This is a genomic window from Amycolatopsis sp. NPDC051061 (assembly GCF_040682935.1).
Taxonomy (GTDB): domain Bacteria; phylum Actinomycetota; class Actinomycetes; order Mycobacteriales; family Pseudonocardiaceae; genus Amycolatopsis.
This window is the reverse complement of sequence record NZ_JBFBBZ010000174.1, coordinates 1-1,114: the sequence shown is the minus strand read 5'-3', so window position 1 is coordinate 1,114 and position 1,114 is coordinate 1. Positions and strand designations below refer to the sequence as shown.

Annotated in this window: 1 protein-coding gene; it reads left to right on the top strand. The window is 64.9% G+C overall.

Annotation, left to right across the window (positions count from 1 at the left end; genetic code table 11):
• On the top strand, positions 1–1,114 hold a 1,114-nt coding region (locus tag AB0N03_RS52495), incomplete at both ends, for an acyltransferase domain-containing protein (RefSeq protein WP_364389042.1).

Here is a 1,114-nt window from a genome sequence, read left to right as displayed (position 1 = left end):
GAGGGGCTGGCTGCGCTGGCTGAGGGCCGCTCCTCCGCGTTCACCATCACCGGCGAAGCCACAGTCTCCGGCAAAACCGCATTCGTCTTCCCCGGCCAAGGCGCCCAATGGATCGGCATGGGAGCCCGACTCCTGGACACCGCACCCGTGTTCTCCACCCGACTACATGAATGCGCCACCGCACTCGCACCACACATGGACGTCAACCTCATCGACATCCTGCGCACCAAAACGGCCCTGGACCGCGTCGACATCGTCCAACCCGCCTCCTGGGCCATCATGGTCTCCCTGGCCGCCCTCTGGCAGTCACTGGGCGTGAACCCAGACGCCGTCATCGGACACTCCCAAGGCGAAATCGCCGCCGCCACCGTCGCAGGCTGGCTCTCCCTGGACGACGCAGCCGCCGTCGTCGCCCTGCGCAGCCAAGCCATCGCCCAGGACCTGGCCGGACACGGCGGCATGATGTCGGTCGCCCTACCCGCCCAGAACATCGACCTGTCCCACTACCAGAACCGACTCTGGATCGCCGCCATCAACAGCCCCACCGCCACCGTCATCGCCGGAAACGTCGACGCCTTGGAGGAACTGCAAGCACAATACGGCGACACCGTCCGCACCCGAACCATCCCTGTCAACTACGCCAGCCACACCGGCCACGTCGACACCATCAAAAACCGCCTCACCGAAACACTGACCCACATCCAGCCCCGAAAGGGAACAATCCCCTGGCTATCCACAGTTTCCGGCACGTGGATCACCGACAACGACCCGAACGGCGACTACTGGTTCCGCAACCTACGCAGCACCGTAAACTTCGACACCGCCATCCGCACCCTCGCCGACAACGGATTCCGCACCTTCATCGAATCCTCCAGCCACCCCGTCCTCACCACCGCCATCGAATCCACTTTAGACGAAACCGGCACCACCCCCATCACCGTCACCGGAACCCTCCGCCGCCACGACGACACCCCCACCCGCATCCTCACCAGCCTCGCCACCCTCCACACCCACGGCACCACCACCAACTGGACCACGATCTTCGCCGGCAGCCACGCCCGACCAGTCCCACTACCCACCTACGCATTCCAGCACAAGCACTACTGGCTCACGC